This is a genomic window from Pseudoxanthobacter sp., assembly GCF_036822375.1.
Taxonomy (GTDB): domain Bacteria; phylum Pseudomonadota; class Alphaproteobacteria; order Rhizobiales; family Segnochrobactraceae; genus Pseudoxanthobacter.
In genome coordinates, this window is record NZ_DAISHT010000234.1 from 1 (window position 1) to 4,938 (window position 4,938).

The 4,938-nt window shown below is 68.1% G+C and carries 3 protein-coding genes; 1 reads left to right on the plus strand and 2 read right to left on the minus strand.

Annotation, left to right across the window (positions count from 1 at the left end; translation table 11 throughout):
• Window positions 1-229 precede the first annotated feature (229 nt).
• A complete protein-coding gene (locus tag V7067_RS15420) occupies window positions 230-1,012 on the plus strand; it encodes an aspartate/glutamate racemase family protein (protein ID WP_334176791.1) in 783 nt (260 codons plus the stop codon).
• A 132-nt stretch (window positions 1,013-1,144) separates the two neighbouring features.
• On the opposite strand, the gene V7067_RS15425 is transcribed toward V7067_RS15420, so the two are convergent.
• Both V7067_RS15425 and V7067_RS15430 read right to left on the minus strand, forming a co-directional pair.
• The gene (locus V7067_RS15425) at window positions 1,145-3,148 is read right to left on the minus strand and encodes a CocE/NonD family hydrolase (protein ID WP_334176792.1); all 2,004 of its coding nucleotides are present in this window, start codon (window positions 3,146-3,148) and stop codon (window positions 1,145-1,147) included.
• A 119-nt stretch (window positions 3,149-3,267) separates the two neighbouring features.
• Window positions 3,268-4,896, minus strand: coding sequence for an ABC transporter ATP-binding protein (locus tag V7067_RS15430; RefSeq protein ID WP_334176793.1), 1,629 nt, complete (start codon window positions 4,894-4,896; stop codon window positions 3,268-3,270).
• Window positions 4,897-4,938: the final 42 nt, after the last annotated feature.

Consider the following 4,938-nt stretch of genomic DNA (forward strand, 5'->3'; position numbering starts at 1 on the left):
GATCCTCACGGATCTTGATCCTGCATTGCATCGTCTCGAAACGCTCACGGAAACGCCCCTGACGGACCGCGATGACGAGGTGTTGCGCCATCTGGTGCAGTTCACCACCGCCGGCATGTGCGCGCCGGCAGGCTGAACGCAATCGGCAGACCTGCCGCATTATTTTTACCGCCCGCACAGGAGGCTCTCCTGCAGGGGGGCTCGGATTACAGCCGGAGAAGCCGCGTTCATGACCACGGAAAACGTACGGAACACCGAAAGTGCGGGTCGCTTACAGACGGTCCTGCGCGCCCGGCCCGGTGCCCAGAGCTATGGCCATGACATTGGCATTCTGATGATTGAATGCCTGAACCCGTTCATCCCCGGCGATGTCGGCAATGCGTGGAGCTACCGCTACCCGGTGCTCTACCGCACGATCACCGACGTCTCGATCGAGCGACTGATTGAGCACAGCGACCTCAGCCTGCTGCCGAAGGTGATCGAGGCGGCACAGGACCTGGAGCGCCATGGCGTGGCAGCCATCACCAGTGATTGTGGCTACATGCTGTTGTTTCAGGACGACCTCGCCCGCGCCATCAATATTCCGGTGATGCTGTCGAGCCTGCTGCAATTGCCCTTTATCGGGTCCATTCTGGGACCGGAGCGCTCGATCGGGATCGTGTGTGCAAACGCACCGCGCCTGACACCGGCACTGCTGGCACGCGCATGGCCCAACCCGACGCGCCGCCTGCATATCGCCGGTCTTGAGCGTGCGTCTGCCTTTCGCCATGCCATTCTGGATGAGAAAGGTAGCATTGATGTCGCTGCGGTGGAGGCCGAAGTCGTTGCCGCCGCTTGCGCGCTGACGGAAGCGCACCCCGATATCGGCGCCATCTTGCTGGAATGTTCCAATATTCCGCCCTATGCCCATGCAGTTCAGGCGGCAACGGGCCGGCCGGTGTTTGATTTTCTGACGATGATCGATCTGGTGCGCAGTGCCGGCCGCCGTGAGCCGCCCAAAGGCTGGTATTGAGCTGTTGCCTACTTGCGTACTTCGAGCGGTGCAGCCGCTGCCGGCCAGCCGGGTCTCCGCTGTCCGCATCGCGCGGCGGCCCCGTCGGTCGCCGCGCCGTTGTCATGAGCATTCTGCTCGACGGCCCCTCGGTCAGGCGAGGTCGCGGGCGATGGTCTCGTCCCAGCGCCGGTGGGCGACTTCGGTGCCGTTTTCCCGCACGGTGAGATCGCCGGTCAGGAAGAAATGTGTCGCGTCGCTCGTCATGGCGGTGACGCTGTCGATGGCGATGCGCCAGCCGTCGCGGCCCATGTCGTAGCGCTGGGTCAGCACATAGCGCGCCGACAGCGGATCGTCGTCGCGGATGGTGAGTTCGCGCTTCAGGCTGTGGCCGAGTTCGGTGCCGGTTTCGTCGAAGCGCAGCACCCCTTCGCCGAACAGGCCGCCGACGCCCTCGGTGATGTAGGTATTGAGGCCGGAGACGTGGTCCTGCGACGAAACGCGGGCGATGCGGCCGGGGTCGAGCTGGGTGATCGGGGCGAGCGGACCGCGCGCCGGGGCGGGCAGGCGGATATCGGCATCGCTGTCGCGCGGCGGGCGCACCGGCAGGTCGAGATAGCTGCGCCCGGCCCGCAGCGTGAGCGTGGCGGCCGCCGGTGCCGGCCAGATCATCGGCCAGCAGGCGGTGGCAATCGAAATGCGGATGCTGTGGCCGGCGGCGAAGTGATGCCCGCAGTCATTGAGTTTGACGCAGACCCGGAAATGCACTCCGGGCTCCAGCGGCTCCGGATGCTCGTGTCCGTTGCGGTGGGTGAGGTTCAGCACCTGATAGCTGACGCGGGTCGCCTCGCCTTCGAACACATCGCTGAGGCGCACGGCGATCTGGGCGACCGGGCTGTCGCTGGCCAGTTCCAGATCGAGCAGCGGCGCGCCGAGCACGTCGAACCCTTCGCCCAGCACCGCGCTTTCAAACACCAGCGCACCGCCGTCGTCGAGCGACTGGTCGGTCGGCATCTCGCCGGGGCAGCCGGTGCCCATCCATTCGCCGCCGGCCTTGCCGTGGCTCTGAGGCGAGCGGATGGTGATGTCGGCCGGCGTGCCGGCGCCTTCGTCAAGCTGATGGCCGGCGGTCAGAACCAGACGTCTGGCGCGGATCGCGGGGGCCGGCCACACCGGCTCGGCCACCCAGCGCCCGGGCTGGGCGGTGCGCGTGCCGTGCGGGCGCACATAATCGTTGATGTAGGCGGTCATCACCGGTTCGGCGTCGACCCCGTTCTCGATGCCCTTCAGCCAGCGGTCCCACCAGCGGACGGCTTCCTGCAGGAAGCCGATGGCCGGGCCCGGCACGCCATCCTGCGGATAAATGTGGCCCCACGGGCCGATGATGGCGCGGCGGGGCACGCGCAGGTGCTCCATCAGCCGCGGCACCGCGTTGGTGTAGCTGTCGGCCCAACCGCCGATGGCCATGACCGGGCAGGTGATGGCGCCCCAGTCCTCGCGCACCGAGCCGTGCTTCCAGTAGGCATCGTAGCGCTGATGGCCGGCCCAGATGGCCGGGAAGAACGGCATCGCCTCCAGCCGCTTCAGCCACTCGCCCTTCCAGCGCGCCCCGACCACGTCCGGATCGAGCGGGCGGGCCTGATAGGCGAGCATGATGGTGCCCCACCACAGGTTGTCGTTGAGCAGGCAGCCGCCCATGAAGTGGATGTCGTCGGTGAAGCGGTCGTCGGTGGAATAGGCGGTGATGATGGCCTTCAGCGCCGGCGGACGGCGGAACGCCACCTGCAGCGAATTGAAGCCGCCCCACGACTTGCCCATCATGCCCACGGCACCGCTGCACCACGGCTGGGCGGCGATCCATGCGATCACCTCAAGGGCGTCGTCCTGTTCCTGCTGCAGATATTCGTCGGCCATCAGGCCGTCGCTCTCGCCGGTGCCGCGCATGTCGACGCGGATCGCGGCATAGCCGCTGGCCGCGAAATAGCCGTGCATCGGCTCGTCGCGGCCGCGGGTGCCGTCGCGCAGGCGGTAGGGAATGTATTCCAGCACCGCCGGCACGGGGGTCTGCTCCGCGTCTTCCGGCAGCCACAGGCGGGCGGAAAGGCGGGTGCCGTCGGCAAGCGGAATCCAGACGGTTTCGAGAACGTTCACGGACATGATGGCTTCCGGTTCCGGCATGGCCCCGCTGGGCGGGGCGCGGCCGGACGACATTTTCTGGGAAACGGCGGAGATGGAGATGAAGGGCGGCGGCCGGGGCCGGCCGCGCCCGGATGGTGTCAGGCCGCGTTGCTGCCGGCGCGGCGGGCAAGAACATCGTCCAGCCAGTCGCGGCGCAGTTCCGGCACGGATGCGATGAGTTCGGCGGTGTAGGGCGCCTGCGGCGGGGTGAAGATCGCCTCCGTCGGGCCCTGTTCCACCACGCGGCCCTTCTGCATCACCATGGTGCGGTCGGCGAGGCGGCGCACCACGCCGAGGTCGTGGGTGATGAACAGGTAGGCGACGCCGCGGGCATCCTGCAGGGTGCGAAGCAGGTTGAGGATGTCTTCGGCCACCAGCGGATCGAGTGCGGAGGTCACCTCGTCGCAGATGACGAGATCGGGTCTGGCCGCCAGTGCGCGGGCAATGCACACGCGCTGCTTCTGGCCGCCGGAAAGCGCGCCGGGCAGGCGGCCGGCAAAATCGGCCGGCAGGCCGATTTCGGTCAGCAGGCGCTCAACCTCGCGCGTCCGTTCCGCGCCCTTCAGCCCGAAATAGAAGGCGAGGGGGCGGCCGATGATCTCGCCCACGGTCTGACGCGGGTTCAGCGCCACGTCGGGAAGCTGGTAGACGAGCTGGATGCGGCGCAGCTCGTCGCGGCTGCGGGCGCGGTAGGAGCCGGCGAGCCGGCGGCCGGCAAAGCTGACGGTGCCGGCCGAGGGAGGCAGCAGGCCGGCAACCACGCGGGCGAGCGTCGACTTGCCGGAGCCGGATTCGCCCACCACCGCCAGCGTTTCGCCGCGGTTCAGCCGGCAACTGATATCGCCGAGCACGGAGACGGCGCGATAGCCGGCGCTGACGCCGGAGACTTCCAACAGCACCTCGGAATTATGGTGGTGCGCCCCCTCGCCGGAGAGGCTTGCCGCCCGCTCGTGGACGAGGCGGCGGGTATAATCCTGCTGGGGCGTCTCCAGAACCTCCGCCGCGCTGCCGGCTTCCTCCATCCGGCCGTGGCGCAGCACCATGATGCGGTCGGCCACCTGCGCCACCACGGCGAGATCGTGGGTGATGTAGAGACCGGCCGTGCGATAGCGGTGGATGAGCCGGCGCAGCAGTGCCAGCAGTTCGATCTGGGTCGTCACGTCGAGGGCGGTGGTCGGTTCGTCCAGCACGAGAATGTCGGGCCGGCAGGCCATCGCCATGGCCACCATGGCGCGCTGCAACTGACCGCCGGAGACCTGATGCGGATAGCGCCCGGCAAAGCCTTCCGGGTCTGGCAGGTCAAGGGCGGTGAAAAGCTCCAGCATCCATGCCTTCGCCTCGGCAGGGCTCATCAGGCGGTGATAGAGAGGGGCCTCCATCACCTGCTCGCCGATGCGCATGGCCGGATTGAAGGCGGAAGCCGCGCTTTGCGCCACGTAGGCGATGCGCGCGCCGCGCACCTTTTCGCGGACCGCCCGGCCGCCGGCCATCAGGTCGGACCCGGCCACATGGATGCTGCCGCCGGTGATGCGGCAGCCGCCGCGGCCGTAGCCCATGGCGGCGAGGCCGATGGTGGACTTGCCCGCCCCGGATTCACCGATCAGGCCCAGCACTTCGCCGGGGGCGAGGTCGAGGCTGACACCGTCCACCAGCACTGCGCCGCCGGGGGCCGAGACCCGCAGGTTGCGAATGCGCAGGATGGGTGCGGTTGTGTTGGTGTCGCTCATCGACCCTCTCCCTGCATGGTGGTGCGGCCGGCCAGCATCCAG

What these genes read in the sequence shown, in the direction of transcription:
- V7067_RS15420 (WP_334176791.1), top strand. Translation starts at nt 230, where the DNA reads ATGACCACGGAAAACGTACGGAACACCGAAAGTGCGGGTCGCTTACAG.
- V7067_RS15425 (WP_334176792.1), bottom strand. Translation starts at nt 3,148, where the DNA reads ATGTCCGTGAACGTTCTCGAAACCGTCTGGATTCCGCTTGCCGACGGC.
- V7067_RS15430 (WP_334176793.1), bottom strand. Translation starts at nt 4,896, where the DNA reads ATGAGCGACACCAACACAACCGCACCCATCCTGCGCATTCGCAACCTG.